21 protein-coding genes are annotated in these 19161 nt (G+C 59.9%); 8 read left to right on the plus strand and 13 right to left on the minus strand.

Translation table 11 applies throughout. The annotated features are described in order from the left end of the window. Positions 1 to 5: 5 nt before the first annotated feature. The gene (locus tag IEX75_RS21605; protein ID WP_188797657.1) at positions 6 to 467 is read right to left on the minus strand and encodes a hypothetical protein; all 462 of its coding nucleotides are present in this window, start codon (positions 465 to 467) and stop codon (positions 6 to 8) included. A gap of 454 nt (positions 468 to 921) precedes the next feature. Between IEX75_RS21605 and IEX75_RS21610 the strand changes: the two genes are divergently transcribed. Next, entirely contained in the window at positions 922 to 1542 is a 621-nt protein-coding gene (locus tag IEX75_RS21610; protein ID WP_188797659.1) for a hypothetical protein, read from the plus strand. A 117-nt stretch (positions 1543 to 1659) separates the two neighbouring features. Here the strand turns inward: IEX75_RS21610 and IEX75_RS21615 are convergent, their stop codons facing one another. The 4 genes from IEX75_RS21615 to IEX75_RS21630 form a co-directional block, all read right to left on the minus strand. Continuing rightward, positions 1660 to 2490 carry a c-type cytochrome gene (locus tag IEX75_RS21615; RefSeq protein ID WP_229721013.1) on the minus strand — a complete coding sequence of 277 codons (831 nt, stop codon included), beginning with the start codon at positions 2488 to 2490 and terminating at the stop codon, positions 1660 to 1662. A gap of 80 nt (positions 2491 to 2570) precedes the next feature. Then, positions 2571 to 3233, minus strand: coding sequence for a c-type cytochrome (locus IEX75_RS21620; protein ID WP_188797661.1), 663 nt, complete (start codon positions 3231 to 3233; stop codon positions 2571 to 2573). Continuing rightward, positions 3230 to 4168 carry a substrate-binding domain-containing protein gene (locus tag IEX75_RS21625; protein WP_188797663.1) on the minus strand — a complete coding sequence of 313 codons (939 nt, stop codon included), beginning with the start codon at positions 4166 to 4168 and terminating at the stop codon, positions 3230 to 3232. Before IEX75_RS21625 ends, IEX75_RS21620 begins: the two co-directional genes overlap by 4 nt. A gap of 14 nt (positions 4169 to 4182) precedes the next feature. Further along, positions 4183 to 4722 (minus strand): DsrE family protein, encoded by a 540-nt coding sequence (locus tag IEX75_RS21630; protein ID WP_188797665.1) that lies wholly within the window; start codon positions 4720 to 4722, stop codon positions 4183 to 4185. Between the two features lie 124 nt (positions 4723 to 4846). On the opposite strand from IEX75_RS21630, the gene ubiE reads away from it, so the two are divergent. Next, positions 4847 to 5596, plus strand: coding sequence for a bifunctional demethylmenaquinone methyltransferase/2-methoxy-6-polyprenyl-1,4-benzoquinol methylase UbiE (gene ubiE / locus IEX75_RS21635; RefSeq protein ID WP_188797667.1), 750 nt, complete (start codon positions 4847 to 4849; stop codon positions 5594 to 5596). 164 nt (positions 5597 to 5760) lie between these two features. Here ubiE and IEX75_RS21640 read toward each other — a convergent pair whose 3' ends face one another. Together IEX75_RS21640 and IEX75_RS21645 are read right to left on the minus strand one after the other, a co-directional pair. Further along, positions 5761 to 6450, minus strand: a complete 690-nt coding sequence (locus IEX75_RS21640) for a glutathione S-transferase family protein (RefSeq protein ID WP_188797669.1) — start codon at positions 6448 to 6450, stop codon at positions 5761 to 5763. Between the two features lie 61 nt (positions 6451 to 6511). Then, positions 6512 to 7426, minus strand: coding sequence for a DMT family transporter (locus tag IEX75_RS21645; protein ID WP_188797672.1), 915 nt, complete (start codon positions 7424 to 7426; stop codon positions 6512 to 6514). A 126-nt stretch (positions 7427 to 7552) separates the two neighbouring features. Here IEX75_RS21645 and IEX75_RS21650 point away from each other — a divergent pair, with 126 nt between their 5' ends. From IEX75_RS21650 to IEX75_RS21675, 6 genes are all read left to right on the plus strand, one after another. Then, positions 7553 to 8053, plus strand: a complete 501-nt coding sequence (locus IEX75_RS21650; RefSeq protein WP_188797674.1) for an Lrp/AsnC family transcriptional regulator — start codon at positions 7553 to 7555, stop codon at positions 8051 to 8053. A 31-nt stretch (positions 8054 to 8084) separates the two neighbouring features. Beyond that, positions 8085 to 9035: a prolyl aminopeptidase gene (gene pip, locus IEX75_RS21655; protein ID WP_188797676.1), complete on the plus strand. Its 951-nt coding sequence runs from the start codon at positions 8085 to 8087 to the stop codon at positions 9033 to 9035. Between the two features lie 79 nt (positions 9036 to 9114). Further along, the gene (locus IEX75_RS21660; RefSeq protein ID WP_188797678.1) at positions 9115 to 9756 is read left to right on the plus strand and encodes a glutathione S-transferase family protein; all 642 of its coding nucleotides are present in this window, start codon (positions 9115 to 9117) and stop codon (positions 9754 to 9756) included. 74 nt (positions 9757 to 9830) lie between these two features. Then, positions 9831 to 11681: a M1 family metallopeptidase gene (locus tag IEX75_RS21665; RefSeq protein WP_188797681.1), complete on the plus strand. Its 1851-nt coding sequence runs from the start codon at positions 9831 to 9833 to the stop codon at positions 11679 to 11681. Positions 11682 to 11771: 90 nt separating this feature from the next. Continuing rightward, entirely contained in the window at positions 11772 to 12752 is a 981-nt protein-coding gene (locus IEX75_RS21670; RefSeq protein WP_229721014.1) for an alpha/beta fold hydrolase, read from the plus strand. Between the two features lie 2 nt (positions 12753 to 12754). Further along, positions 12755 to 13150: a GFA family protein gene (locus IEX75_RS21675; protein ID WP_188797683.1), complete on the plus strand. Its 396-nt coding sequence runs from the start codon at positions 12755 to 12757 to the stop codon at positions 13148 to 13150. Positions 13151 to 13196: 46 nt separating this feature from the next. On the opposite strand, the gene treF is transcribed toward IEX75_RS21675, so the two are convergent. From treF to IEX75_RS21705, 6 genes are all read right to left on the minus strand, one after another. Then, positions 13197 to 14792: an alpha,alpha-trehalase TreF gene (gene treF / locus IEX75_RS21680; protein WP_188797685.1), complete on the minus strand. Its 1596-nt coding sequence runs from the start codon at positions 14790 to 14792 to the stop codon at positions 13197 to 13199. A 105-nt stretch (positions 14793 to 14897) separates the two neighbouring features. After that, the gene (locus tag IEX75_RS21685; RefSeq protein WP_188797687.1) at positions 14898 to 15476 is read right to left on the minus strand and encodes a methyltransferase family protein; all 579 of its coding nucleotides are present in this window, start codon (positions 15474 to 15476) and stop codon (positions 14898 to 14900) included. A 6-nt stretch (positions 15477 to 15482) separates the two neighbouring features. After that, a complete protein-coding gene (locus IEX75_RS21690; protein WP_188797689.1) occupies positions 15483 to 15785 on the minus strand; it encodes a YciI family protein in 303 nt (100 codons plus the stop codon). 8 nt (positions 15786 to 15793) lie between these two features. Next, entirely contained in the window at positions 15794 to 16561 is a 768-nt protein-coding gene (locus IEX75_RS21695; protein ID WP_229721015.1) for a M48 family metallopeptidase, read from the minus strand. Between the two features lie 305 nt (positions 16562 to 16866). After that, entirely contained in the window at positions 16867 to 17778 is a 912-nt protein-coding gene (locus IEX75_RS21700) for a recombination-associated protein RdgC (RefSeq protein WP_188797691.1), read from the minus strand. Positions 17779 to 17932: 154 nt separating this feature from the next. Continuing rightward, positions 17933 to 19132, minus strand: coding sequence for an amino acid aminotransferase (locus tag IEX75_RS21705; RefSeq protein WP_188797693.1), 1200 nt, complete (start codon positions 19130 to 19132; stop codon positions 17933 to 17935). Positions 19133 to 19161 lie beyond the last annotated feature (29 nt).

Below are 19161 nucleotides of genomic sequence, written 5' to 3' on the forward strand. Positions count from 1 at the left end.
GACCATTACTGAGCCACCCGATTCAACGTGCACTGCCCAGGATCGGTACAGTCCGCCATCATCGCCATGATGCTTACGCTCCCATCCTCCTGAGGAACCGCTGCCACGGCCATATTGCTGTCCTGGTAAACCACTTGCGTTGAATCTTGCGGTGCAGGTTGGGTAAGGATGGTGACATGCTGAGCATCGGTGCCCACCGGTAATGCGAACATGGCGTCTTGGGTGATGGCGACGGCGGCACGTACCTGCCCTTGCAGATCGTTGACCTGGATGTACTTAACGCCATCGCGCTCAAACCGGTACACGTGATAGTGCGCATTGGTGCTGACGTCAGTGGCATTCGGCCACGCTTGCCCCAGTCCGGTAGCAGGTGCAGCCTCTTGTGCGAAAGCGAGCGTGGTCATGCTCAAGGCCATTACGGCAATGAGGATCGTTTTACGGGCAGGATGGCGGGAAAGAACAGACATGGTGCGTCCTCGACAGAGTGGAAGGATTCCCCGCGACCAGATTGCGTCAACACACAAAAGCAACGAAAGACGATTTTTGCGCGCGCTTTCGTCGTATTTTGTTGTAAGTCTTTGCGCTATTTGCACTGCGCGACCAGTAGGCAAGCGTTACTTATCTAATGCACGGCGAAGACGCCGGCGGATTCTTGATCGCAACCCGGGTTTCCAAGGTGACGCCGCACTGTCTTTGGATCCGTAGCGCGAGCGTCATATTAGGTTTCCGTCGCAGCTTCGCTGGATCACTCATACGGACCATCGCCGGTGACCAGGCGCAAATTGCCAAAACGGGGGCAAATAGTTACAGCCACCACCATAAATTGAATTTATATGATTCCATCCATCCAAATAGGCACAGGAATTAAAATAACGCTTATTAAATCAGATTAATTTTCAGCATTCTTACACGGATAATATTATGCAAATCCCAGAAAACCCTCACATCGCCTCCCTTGTGGATACAACATTGCAACCGCCGTCGTCGACTAAGCAAGGCACCGGGTCTCCCGATACAAGATTAGAACCGCATAATCCGACCAATTTTACTCAAACAAATAATGACCAGTGGGGTGACAATCGTGACCCACGAAACTTCTGGGACTGGCTCACCGCGCCTATTATCAGAATTTTTGGTGGCGGCAGTTCTCAGGAAAGCCTTCCCGATTTCCAAAATGGCGAGTGGACGCGCCAAACAGACCATCCACCTTACGTTACCTATAGCAAAATGTCTGACCAACCTTATGGAGGCGAAGGAAAAATTGAGACTAAATACGATCTTATTAATGGTGAACCAAAGATATTAACCAGAACAGAACTAGACAAAAATGGCAATCCAACCAAATCGTTGGCAGATTATTACAATGAATACCCCAATGTCGCGAAGGAAGAGACGATAACATATCGTGATGGAAAGCCTAGTTTACGCACTGACAATATTTTTTCAGTAACAGGAAACTGGGTTAGAGGTGAATCTTACGCAATGGGCGCGGATGGCGAATGGCATCTGCAGCATCCCGATGGTTCCACGCAAAATAGCTGACGCAAGAAGTCGAATCTCCTCGTACCTTGAGCCGAGGAGATTCCATGAAAAGTCCCGTTTTCGCGACAGCCTGGTCTTCACGATGCTCAATCAGGCGGAGCAAACCGGAGTCCGGGATCACTCGCCCAGCACCTTCCCGTTAACCGTCACGCCATACAGCGAATCCGGCGTGTCGTGATACGCCTTCCGCGTCTCCGTGACGGAACCCTTGAAGCGCGGGTCCTGCGGGCGCTCGTGCGCATTCATGAAATACGCCACGTCCCATGCATCCTGGTCGGTAAGCGTATTGCCACGGCCCAATGGCATGTTGGCCTTGATGAAGCCGGAAGCGTTGTCGAGCCGCTCCATGCCGGCACCCCAGTTGAACGATTGCGCGCCCCATAGCGGGGGGAAAACCGTGCGGTCTGCAACACGCTGGCCCTGGCCGTTGTCGCCGTGGCATAGCGCGCAATCGCGCTTGAATACCGCTTCGCCGCGTGCGTAATCGGGCGCTTGTGTTGGCCTGGGTAATTTCGGATAGCCGTGTCCCGGCGGTGCTACACCGATAGGTTCGTTTTTCGACATCCAATACGCATACGCTTCCAGCGCAACCAGCACGTCATCGCCCAATGGTGGCGCCTTGCCGTTCATGCTGTACTGGAAGCAGCCCTGCAAGCGCTCGGCAAACGTGTTGACGTGGCGATTCTTGGCGCGATAGGCGGGATACATGGGATAGGCGCCCCACATCGGCGCGCTGTGTGCGAGACGGCCGGCATCGAGGTGGCAGTTTTCGCAGTTCAACGTGTTGCCGACATAGGCTTTGGCGTAGCGGCCGGTATCCGTGAAGATCTGCCGGCCCAGTGCTATCTGCTTGCCGAAATCATCTTGGGGAATCGATGAATCCGGCGGCGGCTCGAAGTGGCTGGCCGCTTTTGGTGCGGAAGTTGCCGCGGCGGGTGGGTGAGACACGACGGGAGCCGCCTGTTGTTCCGGTTGATGGCACGCCGCAAGTGCAAGCGATGCCGTAACCCATATCCATCGCCACCGCATCATGGCTGCGGCTCCTTCATCAACGTTGCCGGTTGCGCGGCATACCATGCACTGATCGCCGCGATGTCCGCATCATCCAATTTGCCGGCGACGGTTTGCATCAGTTGCAAGGGATCATTGCGCCGCGCGCCTTGCTGCCAGGCATGCAGCTGATTGCTGAGATAAAGCACCGACTGCCGGGCCAATGGCGGAAAGTGATCGCCGACGCCTATACCGCCAGGACCATGGCACTGCTCGCAGGCAGGCATGTCTTTCGACCAGCGCCCACGGCTAGCGAGCGATTGCGCGAGCGTTGCGCTATCCCCCGATGGTGGTGTTGCTGGCGCTGCGGACGGCACCGGCAACTTGCTGTAATACACCGCGAGAGCATCGCGCTCGGCATCGCTCAATCCACTTGCAACCGGCTGCATGGTGGCGTTGACGCGCGAGCCATGGGCGAAATCATCCAGCTGCTTGCGCAAATAGGCCTGAGGCAATCCTGCCAGGCGCGGGAAACCAGCTGCCGCCTGTCCGCCGCCATCGGCAGCATGACAAGCCATGCATGGCGCAACACCGCGAGCATTCCCTTGCCTGGCGATGGCGGCGCCGTCCGGCGTATCCGCAAACGCGCTCTTCATCATTAGCGCGCAGCACGCAAACACAACCATGCGAAACACGCTCATGGCTGCGGTGGCTGAAAGCCGTACTTGCGATAGATTCCCTGGACCTCGGCGGAAGCCATAAAGCTCAGAAAATCCCTGGCCGCCTGCGCATGCGGTGCGTCTTTCATGCGCGCCGCGGTGTAGGTGGCCGTGACATTCTGCTGCACCGGTATCGTGATCGTTTCCACCGGACGATGCAGGATTTGCTGCTGGAAATACGCTTCGGTCGACCACACCGGCGCGGCATCCGATTCGCCTTGCAGGATACGCAACGGCGATTCGCGATGATGGATGCGCGTGAGATAGGTGCTGCCGTCCTTCACTTTGTTAGCCATGATGGCTTGGTCCAACGCATCGCCACCGGCTTTGCGATAACTGGCTTCGATCTGTTTGGCAATGCCTTCCCACTGCGGGTTGGGCATGCTGACGTGCACGTCGGCTCGGCCGAGATCCTTCAAGCCTTCGATATGTTTGGGATTGCCCTGCGCCACCATGATCGCCAGCGGATTGCGCGCATAATCGACGGTATCGGCAAACCAATGGTGCTGCTTTTGCAATTCAGCAATCGAACCCTTGCCGTTGGTGAAGATATCCGGCTTCAGTGCAATACGCAGATTGCCCATCACCAGCGAGCCGGTTTCGATCTGCTTGGCCAGAATGCCCGGTGGCAAGGTCTCCACGAATACACGCTGATACTGCGGATAGCGTTGCTTGAACGCTTCCACCAGATCGTGCACCACCATGAACTGGTTACCGGCAAAGAACACCGTCAACTGCGGATCGACGATGTCGCCATGCAGGTCGGCAATGGCGTCGAACGGCGGTACCGCGAATGAGACACCACCCGTCGGTGGTGGATTCCACGGTGGCAGGTAATCCGGCTGGGAGGCGTACACAACACCGCAGGCAACCGCCAGCAGCGCCGCCAGCGACAGCTTTCTGCAACACAACGACATATCGATACCCCGGCTTAGAGCGGCATCAGGGCATAGCCCTGCTGTTCCAGCTCGGTAATCGTGGTGAGCGCAGAGAGGCTGACCGTCACGTCTTTCGCCGCCCACTCATTCGGATAGTGATGCTCGGCCATGGCCTGGCCGCACACCGCGACGTCCACGCCTGCCTTGTGCAATTGCGCGATCACCGGAAGGTTGGGATTGGCCACGCCAAACTGGGCCTTGTAGTGATCGTCGTCGAGCACGATCGGCGTCGCCGGGCCATACGCCACCGCGACGAACTTCAGATGATCGAGCGGCACACCCGCTGAGGCGTAGAGGTTCACCGTGCGTGCGACGCGCTCCAGCGCCGGGTTGACCTCACCAGGCTTCTCGCTGCCCTTGGTCAGCGAGAACACCACCTTGTACGTATTGGCCGGATCGGGCTGATAGGCCGCCTTGGGCAATGGATGGTAATTACCGGCCGCGGTGATGACTTGCGGTGCTGCACCCTGAGCTACAACGGCAGTGCAAGCGAGCAGGCTGATGCTGCAGAACAGCGAAATCGAGGGCTTCATGTTCTCGTCCTGTCGTGAAGTCGGCACGAAGGCTACGCCGGCCGGCGTCATCAGGCTACTTCATGTTGTCTATATGACAGATAAGGCCGATTTATTCACTGCACGCATCCTGTACCATGCGCGCATGAGCGAACAGCCCACTACCCATTTCGGTTTCCGCGACGTGCCGGTCACGGAAAAACAAAAGCTGGTCGGCCAGGTATTTACCTCGGTCGCCCGCAATTACGACCTGATGAACGACCTGATGTCGTTCGGCATCCATCGCGTGTGGAAGCGCTACTTCGTAAGCATCAGTGGCCTGCGCCCCGGCGACCGGGTGCTGGACCTGGCCGGCGGCACAGGCGACATCGCGGCACTGATCAAACCCGTCGTGGGTGACAAGGGCGATGTGGTCGTGGGCGACATCAACGCAGCCATGCTCAACGTCGGCCGCGACCGCCTGACCGACCGCGGCGTAGTCTCCGGTTTGCGCTGGGCACAGTTGAACGCCGAGGCACTGCCCTTTCCCAACAACAGCTTCGACGCGGTGACCATGGCCTTCGGCCTGCGTAACGTCACCGACAAGGACAAGGCGCTGGCCGATATCTGCCGCGTACTCAAACCCGGTGGTCGCGCACTGGTGCTGGAATTTTCCAAGGTACGCAACGAGCTTTTCAGCAAGCTGTACGACTTCCATTCCTTCCAGGTGCTGCCGCGGCTGGGCCAGTTGTTCGCCCGCGACGCGGACAGCTATCAATATCTGGCCGAGTCGATTCGCAAGCATCCGGATCAGGACACGCTCAAGGGCATGATGGAAAGCGCGGGTTTCGAACGCGTGGAAGTGCGCAATCTGAGCAATGGCATCGTGGCGATCCATCGCGGATACAAGTTCTAACAAAACGTAGCGCGGTCGTCAGGTGAGTGCTATCGACACGCGATAGTTTTGTTAGCTGCTCTAAGCACGTCGCTCAGATTAGAACGTCATACCGCCCACCAGCATCGTCTCTCCCTGATTGGGCAAATGCAGCGATGCATTAAATCAAGCCAAAACAGCGGACCTCACGCTGCGCGCAGATCTTCCAACAGTACGCCCTGCTGCAATGTTTCTCGCTCGTGATCGGCATCGCGCCAGGTTTCTCCCAGCGCATCGTCGTACCAGCGGCGCATCGACGGCAAAGCGAGCATGCGCTGCACGTAAGCTCCGCAAACACCGTCGATGGAAAGCTGATAACTCTGTATACGGAACGTCACCGGCGCATAGAACGCATCCACGGCGGTAAACGCATGGCCGGCGAGAAACGGCCCGCCAAAGCGCTGCAAACCCTCGTTCCACAACTCCTGCATGCGGTCGACATCACGCAACAACGCGGGTGATATCTCGCGCAAACGCATGCGGATGCCGCAGTTCATGGGGCACTGCGAGCGCAATGACTGGAAGCCGGCATGCATCTCCGATGCCGCACTACGCGCCCAGGCTCTAGCGCGTGCATCAGACGGCCACACACGCGGGTGGCTTTCCGCGATGTACTCGGCAATAGCCAGCGATTCCCACACCACCGTATCGCCATCGTGCAGACACGGCACTTTGCCGGTGGGGGAAAAGTTGCGAAACGCATCCCAGCTTGACGAGGTGCCGCCCAGGAACGGCACCAGTTTTTCATCGAACGGAATGCCCAGCTCCGTCAGTAATACCCACGGGCGCAGAGACCAGGAGGAATAATTCTTGTTGGCGATGTAGAGCGTATACATCCTCTGTCTCCCGGAAGTGGTTCGATCAGGCGCCGATGATCCCTGCAGGATACGTCACGATTCAACACTCCTTGGCAGCGACCGGTATCGCGGCAACCGGTGCGCGACGCCTGGCATTGGCCAGTGCAACGCCGCCGATGGTGATCGCGCCGCCCAGCAAGGTCAGCCAACCGGGTTGCTCACCCAACCACACCCAGCCGATCAGCACCGCGATCGGTGGCGAAAAATAGATGAAACTGGTGACTTGCGAAGCCGGCGCGCGTTTCAGCGCGGCATTCCAAGTGAGATAGCCCACGAAGGTTGGTGCGATACCCAACCATATCAGCGCGGCAATGTGCGACCACGGTGCCACCACCAACGCGTGTGGCAATCCGAGACCAAACGGTACTGCACCCAGCGTGCCGGCAAGAAAACCGAATGTCGTCACGCCGATCATGTCGTTACGCGCAAACAGCGGCTTCTGTCCTACAAACAGCACCGCCGAGGCAAGCACGCTGATCAGCACCAGCGCCGCCATCGGCTGGAAACGAACTTCCTTGCCACTGGTAAGCACCACCAGCACGACGCCAATCAGCGCCACACCCAGACCCATCGCGCTGCGTGCACTAATGCGCTCACCGATCCAGAACGCCGACAACGCAGCGGTTACCGCTGGCACCAATGAGATCAGGATCGACGCCGTACCGCTGGCGATGCGCGTTTCGGCATAGTTGAGGCACAGGTGATAAGCCGTAAGGCCGAATACACCGAGCACGGCCAGCTGCAGCCAATCGCTGCGCCGAGGCAGCGCGGCGCCCCGCATCCACAGCAGCGCGACGAAACAGAACGAACCGATGGCAAGTCGCGCGAGCGCTACCTCGCCCGGTGTAAAGGAAGCCAGCGCATACGCAATCGCCGCATAGGCGGACGACCAGGTAAGCAGCGCGATGGCAATGTAGACGAGCGCACGCCCATCAAGGCGTTCGGTACTGTTCATGGGTCGATCCGTGCATAAGGGGAGCAGGAATGGGATAAATCCTAGTCTTGGGCCGGCTGCTGATGAATAATGCATCCGAAGTCATCCCCCATGTTTCGCCATCGATCAAAGTATCAATCCAGGCTTATGACCTACGAATCGAAACCTGATTGGGACGCCAAGGATTGGCAGCTACTCGAAGCCTTGCAGCACGATGCCCGCATGGGCTACGCCGAACTGGGCCGCAAGGTGCGGCTTTCCGCGCCAGCCGTGGCCGAGCGCATCAAGCGCATGGAGGAAGCCGGCATCATCGCCGGCTATCGTGCGGTGATCGAGCCCAAGCGCATGGGTTTTGGCATCGAAGCGATGGTGCGTGTGCGTTGCGATGGCGGTATCTGCTCGCGCATCGGCAAACTCGTTACCGACATTCCGGAAGTATTGGATTGCCGCCGTCTTGCCGGCGAAGATTCCGCACTGCTGCGCGTGGTGGCCATGTCGATCACGCATCTGGAATCCGTGCTCGACCGCTTGTTGAAAATTCACTCAAGCGTCAGCACTACCACGCTGATCGTTTTGCAGACACCGCACGCGAATCGCCCCATCACACGCGGCATGTGGGATACGGCACGCGCGCTTTCGGCAGACTGAGTGCCTCGCACTCCCAAGGACATTCCCCATCATGCACACGATGTATCCCGAGATCGAACCCTATCGCACGCATCGCATCGCGGTGGATGGCCGGCATACGCTCTATGTCGAAGAATGCGGCAATCCGCAAGGCTTGCCAGTGATTTTTCTACATGGCGGTCCCGGTGCGGGATTGTCGCCGTATCACCGGCGCTTCTTCGATCCGCAACGCTATCGCATCGTGCTGTTCGATCAGCGCGGCGCGGGACGTTCCACGCCATTCGCCGACCTTACCGACAACACGACCTGGCATCTGGTGTCGGATATCGAGGCCATTCGCGAGCAGATGGGTATCGAACGCTGGGTGGTGTTCGGCGGCTCCTGGGGTTCCACGCTGGCGCTCGCCTACGCGCAAACGCATCCCGAGCGAGTGCTGGGCCTGGTATTGCGCGGTATTTTTCTGTGCCGTCCGGAAGAAGTCCGCTGGTATTACGAAGAGGGCGGCGCATCGTGGATCCTGCCGGAAAAATGGGCGCGTTATGCGGCGGCGATACCCGCCGAAGAACGCGGCCAGATGTTGGAAGCCTATTGGAAGCGGCTGACCAGCGGCGATGAAAAGGTAAGGCTCGAAGCGGCCAAGGCCTGGGGTGCATGGGAAGGCGGCGGCATCACATTGGAAGAAAGCCCGGAAACCGAAGCAAGCTTTGCCGCACCGGACGTTGCGCTGAGTCTCGCACGCATCGAAGCGCACTATTTCCGCCATCACGCGTTCCTCGAATCCGGCCAGCTGCTGCGTGACGTCGCCAAGCTGCGCCACATTCCCACCACCATCGTGCACGGCCGCTACGACATCATTTGCCCGGTAAAAAACGCCGTCGATCTGGCGGCAGTTTGGCCGGAAGCGGAGTTCCATATCGTCGTGGCCGGGCATGCGGCGTCGGAACCGGCCATTGTGGATGTCCTGGTGCAGGCGACGGATCGGCTGGCCGATCGCTATTGCTGATCGAAGCGAACAAGGAACGGATATTCGTCGCGAAAACTCTTCGACATAGTGGGTCGCTCCCCTTCAAAGGTCATGTTCGATGCTCACCCTATTCGACTACGCACCTTCCGAAAACGCCTGGAAAGTACGCCAGCTGCTGCAGCACCTTCAGCGCCCCTATCTCACCGTGACGGTCAACATCTTTGAAGGCGAGGGCCGCAGCGAGGCATACCAGCGCATCAGCCCCACCGGCACCGTGCCGGCGATCCAGCTGGACGATGGACGCACGATGGCGGAATCGAACGCCATTTTGTTTTATCTGGCGATGGATACGCCGTACCTGCCGCATGACGCTTTTGGCCGGGCAAAAGTGCTTCAATGGCTGAGTTTTGAGCAGGAGCGGGTGGAGTCGGTGATCGGCTCGCTGCGCTACTGGACACTCACAGGCAAACTGGAAAAACGTGCGCTGGTATTGGTGGAGATGAAGCGCAGCACGGGCGAACGTTCGCTGGATATTTTGAATCGCGAACTGGCAAGCCGCCCGTTCCTCACCGAACACGGTTACAGCATCGCGGACATCTCGGTGTTTGCCTATGGCAGCCGCGCGGAGGAGGCGGGCTTTTCGCTGCAAACCTATCCACACGTGCGTGCGTGGATCGAGCGGGTGAAATCGCAGCCCGGGCACCTGGCCACCATGCATCCTTATTCGGAAGATCCGCATAGCGCCAAGGAATTGCCCTAACCAACCTCCGCCATGGGCCGGGACGGGGGAGCGGTGGCATACTCGCCGCTCCCGATTCCCCTGGAAGCCGCACGATGTCTCCGCTTCGTACCCTGGCCCTTGGTGCGCTGGTCCTGCCGGTGGCCGCCTATGCCAACGACCCCTACTCCTATGCACAGCCGGATGAGGTTCGCGTCACCCATCTCGACCTGAAGCTCAAGATCGAATTTCCGCAGCGCAAGCTGGAGGGCGAAGCCACGCTGACGTTGAATTGGAAGGATCCCAAGGCCGCCGTGCTGGTGCTGGATACGCGCGACTTGAGCATTGCCAGTGTTGAATCGGTCGATGCCGCCGGCAAGACGGCGCCGCTGACATACGCGCTGGCGCCACGCGACAAGCAGCTCGGCAGCAAGCTCACGATTCAAACGCCGCAACATCCGCACGAAATACGCATCGCGTACAGCACCTCACCGAATGCCAGCGGCCTGCAATGGTTGCCGCCCGCGCAAACCGCGGACAAGAAACTGCCTTTCATGTTCTCGCAATCCGAATCCATCCATGCGCGCTCCTGGGTGCCGCTGCAGGATTCGCCGGCCATCCGCTTTACTTACGATGCGCAAGTCACGGCACCGAAAGACATGCGCGTGGCGATGAGCGCGCCGAATGATCCGCAGCATCCATTGGATGGCGAGTTCACCTTCAAGCAAACGCATCCGATTCCTTCCTATTTGCTGGCGATTGCTGCCGGTGATCTTTCAGTCAAGGAAACCGGTCCACGTTCGGCGGTGTATGCGGAGCCTTCCGTGGTCGGCAAGGCTGCGCATGAATTCGAAGACACTGAAAAGATGATTGCCACGGCCGAGCAACTCTACGGTCCGTATCGCTGGGGCCGTTACGACCTGCTCGTGCTGCCACCGAGCTTTCCCTACGGCGGCATGGAAAATCCGAACATGACCTTCGCCACGCCGACCGTGCTGGTGGGCGACAAGAGCCTGGTCTCGCTGGTGGCGCACGAGCTGGCGCATTCCTGGTCCGGCAATCTGGTCACGGCGGCATCATGGCGCGACATCTGGCTCAACGAAGGTGTTACCACCTATGTCCAGGGCCGCATCACCGAAGCGCTGTACGGCAAGCGCCAGGCCGATGAAGAAGATTTGCTCAGCATCCATGCGCTGCAGCGCGAACTCGGCGAGATGCCGGAGAATGCGCAGCGCCTGGCACCCAAGCCCGGCAACATTGATGCGGATGACACGCTTTCCGACGTGGCATACAGCAAGGGCTCATGGTTCCTGCGCACGTTGGAGCAACGCTTTGGCCGCGAAACCTTCGACAACTATCTGAAGGGCTATTTCGATCACTTCGCTTTCCAGAGCATCACCACCGAGCAGATGCTCGACTATCTGAAGCCGAACTTGATCGACAAATACCCCGGCAAGATGAGCTGGGACGACGTGAAGGCATGGGTGTACGGCACCGGTGTGCCCAAGAACGCACCGATCCCCGACTCACCGCGCTTCGACACGATCGACAAGGAGCGCACCGCCTTCCTCGCCGGCACCCTGAGCGCGGACAAGCTCGATGCGAAGGACTGGAATACGCAGGAGTGGATGTACTTCCTGGATGGCCTGCCGGACACGCCGCCGCTCGCCAAGATGCAGGAACTCGATTCCGCCTGGCACCTCACCGGCACGCCCAACGCCGAAATCGGCATGCGCTGGTACGTGCACGCCATCGCTGCCGGCGACAAAGCCACCTGGCCAGCTGCCGCGGAACATATGACACGCATCGGCCGCCTGTATCTCACCATGCCGGTCTACCGCGCGCTGAGCAAAACGCCGGATGGCCTGGCCTTTGCCGAGCAGGTGTATGCGAGGGCGAAGAACGGTTACCACCCGCTGACGCAGCAGGCGGTGGAGGCATTGTTTGCGAAGGCTGGAAAACGCTAGCGCGTGCCTCAAACTTGCCGTGAATGGCTCCCTCCCCTGCCATGCAGGGGAAGGGGGTAATGTCTCTTGCATGGTTCGGATATGAGTCCAATGAGCACCAGCACCACCCGCCCCCTCTGGCAACGCCTGCTGATCCGTCGCCTGAAATTCATCGTCATCATCACGCTGCTTATCATCGTCGTGGGCGGCGGCAGCTATCTGTTTGCACCGCAATGGCTGGTGCAAGCCAACTTCTGGCGCCAAGCGACCGCGGCACAGCTGGAGAAGAAAGCCGTTCAAGCCGGCGACACGCGCTGGGTGTATTACGAAGGCGGCCAGGGTCCCACCATCGTGCTGCTACACGGGTTTGCGGCGAACAAGGAAGTATGGCTGCCCGTGGCGCCGTTGCTCACTGCGCATTTCCATGTGGTGATTCCGGACCTTCCTGGCTGGGGTGAGTCATCGCGCAATCCCGGTGCCAGCTACAACATCGACAACCAGGCCGAGCGCCTGAATGACTTCATTCAGACCCTGCATCTGCAGCACTCGCTGATCGTGGGCCATTCGATGGGCGGCGCCGTTGCCGGCGTGTATGCCGCCGAGCATCCGCAGGACGTTGCGGAGCTGGCACTGGTCGATTCGCTCGGCCTGAAGTTCAAGGAAAACGCATTCGCCAAGGAAGTGATGAGCGGCAAGAACATCTTCGACTACAACGACCGCGCCGGTTTCCTGAGCGCCAATGCGTGGGCATTCGAACACGTACCGTCTATCCCGGGCCGATTCATCGACGTGTTCGTGCAGGAAAACATCAAGAACCGCGCCTTCATCGACAGCACTTTCAATGAACTGCGCGAGAACTCGCAGGTACTGTCATTGCAGACGCGGCTCGACAAACTCACCATGCCGGTACTCGGCATGTGGTGCCACGACGACAAAATCATCGACATCTCCGCGCTCGAGAGCCTGCGCACCGGCCTTACCAATACGCCGTCGATCAGCACCAGCATCTTGAACGGCTGCAACCATATGCCGCAGATGGAAAAGCCGCAGGCCTTCGCGCAGGTGCTGACGAATTTCATGCTGGCGCATTAGCCATGCAGACCTTCGAGGGCTCCTGTCATTGCGGCACAGTGCGATTCCGCGTGACGGCAACGGTCACGGAACTCACGACCTGCGATTGCTCCTTGTGCAAGATGCGTAACGCGTTGATGCTCAAGGTGCCGGAACATGCATTGCTGATACGGCAAGGCGAGCAGGCGCTCACGCTGTACCAATGGAATACGCGGCGGGCGAAGCACTATTTCTGCAAGCATTGCGGCATTTACGTATTTCACCGCAAGCGCGCCGCGCCCGACCACTATGGCGTCAACGTGTTTTGCCTGGAAGGCTTCGATCCAGCCGCGGTGTCCGTACGTGCCGCGGAGGGTGCCACGATGACGATCGAGGATGCGGAAGCCCGGCCGGAATGGCCAGGTCCACGAGCGATCTGAGGCCAACCAACATCGTTCTCGCATAAGCGGGAACGATGTCAGGAATCTACGCCGTCGCTGCGGCACACGCTTCGTTTGCCGGATGCTCCGGCTTCTCATGCAGTAGACGTCGCGTGACGCCATTCGTCCAGCCAAAACCGTCCTGCAACGGATATTCGCCGCCTGTGCCGCCGACTGCACCGCCTGACGGCATCATCAGTACGTATTTTTCAACGATCTTGCTTTCGCGTTCGTACAAGCTGCCCACGGTTTGCAGCCAGCGATGCGCGATGTCTTCAGCCAGATCATGCAAGCCGTAACGGCGCAGGCCGCAAATCGCCAGCCATTGCAACGGCGCCCAGCCATTCGGCTTGTCCCATTGTTCGCCAGTTTCCTCCGCGGTCGCACCCAGGCCACCCTCCTCCAGCAGCTGACTGCGCAAGGCTTCTGCCACCTGCAGCGCCTGATCTGGGCTGGCAAGGCCGACGTACAACGGCGCGCTCGCCGCCGCGTTGATCGCTTCGCGTGGCGCATGGCGCTGCCAGTCGTAATCGAGAAAACTGCCGGCGGCGCGGTTCCATAGCAGACGGTTGATCGCATCGTGACGGCGCTGTGCGCGCGCCTCGAAGGCATCGGCCTGTTTGCGTTGTCCATCGGCACGGCTGAGCACGGCAATCTGGCGCTCCAGGTAATAGATGAAGGCATTGAGATCAACCGGCAGGATCGCCGTGGTACGGATGGTTTCGAGCCTGCCTTCGTCGCACCAGCGCGAACTGAAATCCCAGCCTGATGCGGCGCCGGCACGCAGTTCGCGATACACCTCCATGCTGGGTCGCGTACTGCGGCGTGCCGTCATCACATCTTCCAGATGCGCCTCTTCACGAGGCGTATCGCGATCGTCCCAGTAGCGATTGAGAAGGCTGCCATCATCCAGGCGCACGCAATGGCGATACGCATCGTTGGGACGCAGTGCTTCGGCGCCTTCCATCCAATAGTCGTATTCCCTGCACAGTTGCGGCAGCCACTCGATCGCTTCGCTCACGCCATGCTGCTCGAACAGCCCCACCATCAAGGCGAACACCGGCGGCTGCGAGCGACTCAGGTAATAGGTACGGTTGCCGTTGGGAATGTGGCCATAGGCGTCGATCAAGTACGCAAAATTGTTCGCCATGTCATGGAGCAAATCGTGGCGCCCGCTTTCCGCCAGACCAAGCATGGTGAAATACGAGTCCCAGTAATACAGCTCGGTGAAACGTCCGCCCGGTACCACGTAGCAATTTGGCAAAGGCAACAACGAAGACTTGTGGGGGTGCAGGTTGGGATGCCGCGACAGCACGTCCCACAGGCCATCGATGTGTTCGCGCAATGATTGACCGGGCACGGACACATAGTGGCTGGCGTGTATCACAGGCACTTCGAAGTGCTCATGGACGAAGGTGGCCAGATCGAAATCCGGCTGGCCGCGCTGTTCACGGTAGATCGCGAGAATATGTTCGGGCTCACCCACCGGTGCGCAGTCGACGAAGGTCTTGCTGTCGGCAAACACGTGGGTCATTTGCACATCGACGAACAATTCCTGATAGCGGTCCGCTGGCGTCAGCGTATCGGCAGGCGCGACGCCGGCAGGTCTGATACGCGGGCTTGCAAGTGTTTGCTTGTTCATCACCGGACTTTGCGTCGATGTGGCATCCGCCATGCAGACGAATCACCATTCAATGACGAAACGCTACGGATATAGCCGTGGAGCGAGGGTGAAGTTGCAAACGTGTCAAATCACCCAGGGCACGAGCGCTTTGACGTGCCGCATGTAGTTGCGATATTGCTCGCCAAATAATTCGCACAGCCAGCATTCTTCAAGCCGTAACTTGCGCCAGAACGCAACGGCGAGCAGGACCACGCCGATAAGCGCGTGCCACTCGCCGATCGCAAGCGCCGTGCCGAAAAACGCCAGCAGCAAACCGGTGTAGATCGGATGCCGCACCAAGCTGTACGGCCCGCGCACGATCAGTTCGTGATCCTGCTTCAGCTGCACGATGCCGCTCCAGTTACGCCCCAATATCACGCGTGCCCAGCAGGCAAAGCCCAAACCCAGCACCGTCACGCCCAAACCCAGCCACGTTACCGACCATTGATCCGGTACGAAGCGTTGATTGAGCCATGTGCCATCCAGCGACGGGTATCGACGCAACATGAGCACGGCGAGGATCAGCCATAGCACATGCCTTCCCCAGCGTGAGCCGGTTGATTCGACACGTACGGCAGGTTTCACCCGCAGTGCACTGATGGCCCAATAGGCCAGCCATAGCACCCATGCAACATTGATCCATTGCGCGGGCGAGCTCGGCATCGCGCGTTATGCCGGCGGCGGAAGTACGGCATGCATCGGGTGGATTTCGAAGCGGAATCCGCGCTCGGCTTTCATCACTGGATCGCCATCGACCAGCGGCTCCGGCGCCATGTCGTCGGGCAGCTGCATGACGAGAATGCCGTACGCTCCTGCGGGGTCCATCACGGGACCGAAGACGACGGCATAGCCTTTGCTCATTTGTTCGCGCCAGTAATCGGCATGCTCTTTCATCAGCGCCCGTTCCTCGGGCGTGATGTCGGCGGGGAAGGTGGCGCGCGGGCCATGCAATTTGCAGAAGAAGTGGCGCATGGCCTTCCTCAGTCGGCGACGTCGGCGATCAGGCGATCCAGTTCCGCTTTCAACAAGGCGCCGTTCTGGCGCAGCCAATCACGCTGTTCGCGCCAGTCTGGAAAGATCGATTCCACATGCGCCCAGAAACGCGGCGAGTGATTGCGCACTTTCAGATGGCACAGCTCGTGCGCCAGCACGTAGCGCAACGCGGCGGGAGGTGCGAGGGCAAGCGCGAGATCCAGGTTGATGCGATCACGCGTATCCAGGCTGCCCCACAGGCTCTTCATCGGACGGATGCGCAATGCCGTCGGCGCCAACCCGAGTTGCGGGACATAACCGGCAAGCCAGCGCGACACGTCGCGGCGGATCTGCGTTTCGAAATATGACGCCAGCAAGCCGCGCGCAACAGGTAACGCACGACTGTGCGGGCGCGGGATTTCCAGCGTGATGCCACCGTCATGGGCGACCACGCGCGGGTAGGCGCCTTCGGCCCAATCCAGCGCGGTTGCTTCGCCGCGGAACTGGAATTCGATCGGCGTGCCGACACGCAGTGGCGGCAACGGTTCGATCACAAGATTGAGTTCGCCGAGCTTCCGCTCCAGCCAGTCGGCGTTGTGACGCAAAAACGCATTGACCTGCGAGGGATGCGTACCCTGCGGGTAAGTGATGCGTGCACCCTTCGTCGATACCGTCAAGCGCAGCCGCCGCGCCCGTGGATGCGAAGCTTTGAGCACACGAATAGTGTTGCCGCTGGGTGTCGCCAGCTCCAGCCAGTCGCCGTCGAGATACGCCATGATTTAAGCCTTTCAATACTGCCCCCGAGGCCAACGGGGAGGGCCTGGGTACAGCCAGAATGTGGGGTGCCGGGGCTGCGCGCAAGGGCTTTTTTGACCCATCGGCAGGAAGCGCGATCTGGCGCGCGTCTCAGGGGGTGTGGGACGGTCTTTACCCGCCCTTCCCTTCGGGGTGAAGGGCCGGGGCTCGCCAGAAACTGCCGCCTCCTAGCCGCGTAGGTTGGGGTGCAAACCCCAGCATTGCTACCTCCAGAGGCGCGGCGACGTTGGGGTTTGCACCCCAACCTACAAATCGGTGAGGTTGCTTACTCCGGCCGCGGCAACCCGAACCACTCTTCCAGCTTGCCCAGCAGCCGCTCCAGCTCCAGCGTCAGCAGTGCAAAGCGTGCATCCATTTCCGCAGCGGCGTCCTGCTGGCTATCCCCCAGCTCATCCACCACCGCATCGAGAAACTTCAGCTTGCGTACCACCAGATCTTCGCCAAGCACGAAGCTGATGCGCTCATCGAATACGAGGCCAAGCTGGAATACCTGCTTGCCGTTACGCAGATGTTCCTTCACTTCTTCGGCATCGAGATCCTGACGGCGGCAGCGTGCGATCGCGCCCGTGGCAGTCGCCGGATCACGCAGTTCGCACTCGTCGCCCAGCACGAGGCCACCGGGCAGATTGCCGCTGGCGAGCCAGTCGGTCATCAGCACGCGCGGACCTTCTTCCGGTGCAAGCGGCACCGCGGGAAAACTGCCGAGCGCCTCGCGCACCTGTGTGAGCGCATTCTCGGCGCTCTTGCGGCTGCTGGTATCGAGCACCAGCCAGCCGTTCTTGCGATCGACATAGGCGGACATGCGCGAGCTGCGTACAAAAGCGCGCGGCAGCAACTCGGTCAGCAGATCTTCCTTGAGCCGCTTGCGCTCGCGTCCGCCAACTTTGCGGCCTTCTTCGTCAGCGATCTTCTGCACCTTGCGCTGCAGTTCATCGTTCACCACGGCAGAAGGCAGCAGCTTTTCTTCGCTACCGACAGTGACGAGCGTGCACGCCTTCACCACGTGCGTCATCGGTGCATCGTCGCCACGGCCGACGGGCGGTACGAAACCGCGCGTCCCCATTTCCAGCGGGCCACAGGGGCGCAAGCGATGATCGTTCAACGCTTCATCGAGGCGGGCCAGGTCTTCGGCAACGGAGGGGGAAAAGCGGAACAGCGTGAGGTTGCGGAAAAACATGCGTTGGTCCGATAGATATGCCCCTCCCCCTGCTTGCAGGGAGAGGTTGGGAGGGGGTTGTTGGGACTTGCCGCAAGCGTGGGGGCTACAACACCCCACTCCAACCCTCCCCTGCTACACGAAGGGGAGGGAGCGGCTATCGGCACGACTGAGCTCAGCGAATCACCGCAGCGACTGCCGCAACCACGTTGTCGAGGTTGTTGCGGTTCAACGCCGCCACACAGATGCGGCCGGTACCGATCGCATAGATCGCGTGCTCTTCGCGCAAACGGTCCACCTGCGCCTTGCTGAGCCCCGAGTACGAGAACATGCCGGCCTGCTTCTGGATGAAACCGAACTGCGGCGCACCGTTCGCAGCGAGCTTATCCACCATGCCAGCACGCATCGCATGGATGCGCTCGCGCATTTCGGTGAGCTCCTGCTCCCACAGCGCACGCAATTCGGCACTGTTGAGCACGCCGGCCACCAACGCGCCACCGTGCGTGGACGGGCTGGAGTAGATGGAGCGGATGATGCGCTTGACCAGCGACTGCACGCGCAGCGCTTCTTCACGCGTCGCACCAACCACCGACAGCGCACCCACGCGCTCGCCATACAGCGAGAACGACTTGGAGTACGAGTTCGCGACCACAAAGGTATCGATGCCTGATTCGGCAAACAAACGCACCGCCGCGGCATCCGCATCGATGCCCTTGTCGAAACCCTGGTAAGCCATGTCGATAAAGGGCAGCAGATTGCGATCCTTCACCAGCGCCACGACCTGCTTCCACTGCTCGAACGACAGATCCACGCCAGTGGGGTTGTGGCAGCAGGCGTGCAGCAGCACTACGGTGCCCGGCTCCAACTTGTTCAGATCCGCCAGCATGCCGGCGAAATCCAGGCCGTTGGTGGCGGCGTCGTAATAGGCGTAATCCACCACGTCGAAACCGGCCGCGTTGAACACCACGCGATGGTTTTCCCAGCTCGGACTGCTGATCGCCACCTTGGCGTTGGGGAGTGCCTTCCTCAGCAGCTCCGCACCCACGCGCAGGGCGCCGCTGCCGCCGATGGTCTGCGAGGTGGCTACACGGCCAGCCGCCAGCAACGGCGACTCCGGACCGAACACCAGTTTCTGCGTGGCCTGCGTGTAGGCCGGCAAGCCGTCGATGGGCAGATAGCCGCGCGGCAGCGATTCCTTCGCCAGCGCCTCCTCCACCTGACGCACCGCGCGCAGCACGGGGATGCGGCCGGTTTCGTCGTAATAAATGCCCACGCCCAGATTGACTTTGCCGGGACGCGAATCGGCCACGAAAGCTTCGGTGAGGCCCAGGATCGGATCGCCTGGGGTCATTTCTACGGATGCGAAATGGGACACGGGTCTACTCGACTACAAAAATGAGGAAA

Source organism: Dyella nitratireducens (assembly GCF_014642835.1).
Classification (GTDB): Bacteria; Pseudomonadota; Gammaproteobacteria; order Xanthomonadales; family Rhodanobacteraceae; genus Dyella_B; species Dyella_B nitratireducens.

Coding starts and splice junctions, on each gene's coding strand:
- IEX75_RS21605 (WP_188797657.1), bottom strand. CDS start 467: ATGTCTGTTCTTTCCCGCCATCCTGCCCGTAAAACGATCCTCATTGCC.
- IEX75_RS21610 (WP_188797659.1), top strand. CDS start 922: ATGCAAATCCCAGAAAACCCTCACATCGCCTCCCTTGTGGATACAACA.
- IEX75_RS21620 (WP_188797661.1), bottom strand. CDS start 3,233: ATGAGCGTGTTTCGCATGGTTGTGTTTGCGTGCTGCGCGCTAATGATG.
- IEX75_RS21625 (WP_188797663.1), bottom strand. CDS start 4,168: ATGTCGTTGTGTTGCAGAAAGCTGTCGCTGGCGGCGCTGCTGGCGGTT.
- IEX75_RS21630 (WP_188797665.1), bottom strand. CDS start 4,722: ATGAAGCCCTCGATTTCGCTGTTCTGCAGCATCAGCCTGCTCGCTTGC.
- ubiE (WP_188797667.1), top strand. CDS start 4,847: ATGAGCGAACAGCCCACTACCCATTTCGGTTTCCGCGACGTGCCGGTC.
- IEX75_RS21640 (WP_188797669.1), bottom strand. CDS start 6,450: ATGTATACGCTCTACATCGCCAACAAGAATTATTCCTCCTGGTCTCTG.
- IEX75_RS21645 (WP_188797672.1), bottom strand. CDS start 7,426: ATGAACAGTACCGAACGCCTTGATGGGCGTGCGCTCGTCTACATTGCC.
- IEX75_RS21650 (WP_188797674.1), top strand. CDS start 7,553: ATGACCTACGAATCGAAACCTGATTGGGACGCCAAGGATTGGCAGCTA.
- pip (WP_188797676.1), top strand. CDS start 8,085: ATGCACACGATGTATCCCGAGATCGAACCCTATCGCACGCATCGCATC.
- IEX75_RS21660 (WP_188797678.1), top strand. CDS start 9,115: ATGCTCACCCTATTCGACTACGCACCTTCCGAAAACGCCTGGAAAGTA.
- IEX75_RS21665 (WP_188797681.1), top strand. CDS start 9,831: ATGTCTCCGCTTCGTACCCTGGCCCTTGGTGCGCTGGTCCTGCCGGTG.
- IEX75_RS21670 (WP_229721014.1), top strand. CDS start 11,772: ATGAGCACCAGCACCACCCGCCCCCTCTGGCAACGCCTGCTGATCCGT.
- IEX75_RS21675 (WP_188797683.1), top strand. CDS start 12,755: ATGCAGACCTTCGAGGGCTCCTGTCATTGCGGCACAGTGCGATTCCGC.
- treF (WP_188797685.1), bottom strand. CDS start 14,792: ATGAACAAGCAAACACTTGCAAGCCCGCGTATCAGACCTGCCGGCGTC.
- IEX75_RS21685 (WP_188797687.1), bottom strand. CDS start 15,476: ATGCCGAGCTCGCCCGCGCAATGGATCAATGTTGCATGGGTGCTATGG.
- IEX75_RS21690 (WP_188797689.1), bottom strand. CDS start 15,785: ATGCGCCACTTCTTCTGCAAATTGCATGGCCCGCGCGCCACCTTCCCC.
- IEX75_RS21695 (WP_229721015.1), bottom strand. CDS start 16,561: ATGGCGTATCTCGACGGCGACTGGCTGGAGCTGGCGACACCCAGCGGC.
- IEX75_RS21700 (WP_188797691.1), bottom strand. CDS start 17,778: ATGTTTTTCCGCAACCTCACGCTGTTCCGCTTTTCCCCCTCCGTTGCC.